This window comes from Promicromonospora kroppenstedtii DSM 19349, from assembly GCF_000515355.1.
In the GTDB taxonomy this organism is placed as follows: Bacteria; Actinomycetota; Actinomycetes; order Actinomycetales; family Cellulomonadaceae; genus Promicromonospora; species Promicromonospora kroppenstedtii.
On sequence record NZ_KI911739.1, the window covers coordinates 8996 to 9790 of the forward strand.

At 76.6% G+C, this 795-nt stretch carries 2 protein-coding genes; both read left to right on the plus strand.

Annotation, left to right across the window (positions count from 1 at the left end; genetic code table 11):
• On the plus strand, positions 1 to 385 hold a 385-nt coding region (locus PROKR_RS22385), incomplete at its 5' end, for an ATP-binding protein (RefSeq protein ID WP_036967753.1).
• 5 nt (positions 386 to 390) lie between these two features.
• Positions 391 to 795: response regulator (locus PROKR_RS22390; RefSeq protein ID WP_157602488.1), on the plus strand; the 405-nt coding region annotated here is incomplete at its 3' end.

The following is a 795-nucleotide window of genomic DNA, read 5'->3' on the forward strand; positions in this document are numbered from 1 at the left end:
GACCGGCCTGGCCGGGGTCGAGGCCCTCGCTGCCTCCGCCCGCGCCACCGGCCTCGCCGTCGACGTGACGCTCGACGTGCCGGGCGGCGTCCTGGACGGCGCGATCGACGCCGCCGCCTACCGGATCGCGCAGGAATCCCTGACCAACGCGCTGCGGCACGCCGGGGCCTCACGCGTGACGGTGTCCGCACGCGTCGACGGCGGCCGCCTCGCGATCCGCGTGTCCGACGACGGACGCGGGGCCGGTCCCGCACCGGTGCCCGGCTCGGGGATCTCCGGGATGCGCGAACGCGCTGCCGTGCTCGGCGGCACCCTGACCACGGGCGACGCCCCGGGCGGTGGGTTCGTCGTGGCCGCCGACCTGCCCCTGCGTCTGGAAGGCTGAGCGCCATGATCCGGATCGTGCTGGTGGACGACCAGGAGCTCGTGCGGGCGGGGCTGCGCGCGCTCGCCGAGAGCGAGGACGACATCGTGGTGGTCGGCGAGGCCGCCGACGGGCTCACGGGGGTCTCACGGGTGCGGGAGCTGCGCCCCGACGTGGTGCTGATGGACATCCGGATGCCGCGGCTGGACGGCCTGGCCGCCACCCGGCAGATCGTCGCGGACCCCGCCCTGGCGGGCACCCGCGTGCTGGTGCTGACCACGTTCGACGAGGACGAGCACGTCTTCGAGGCCGTCCGGTCGGGCGCGGCCGGTTACCTGCTCAAGGACGTCGCGCCCGCCGAGCTGCGCCGCGCCGTCCGCGTGGTCGCGGCCGGCGACGCGCTGCTCGACCCGGCCGTGACCGCGACCGTG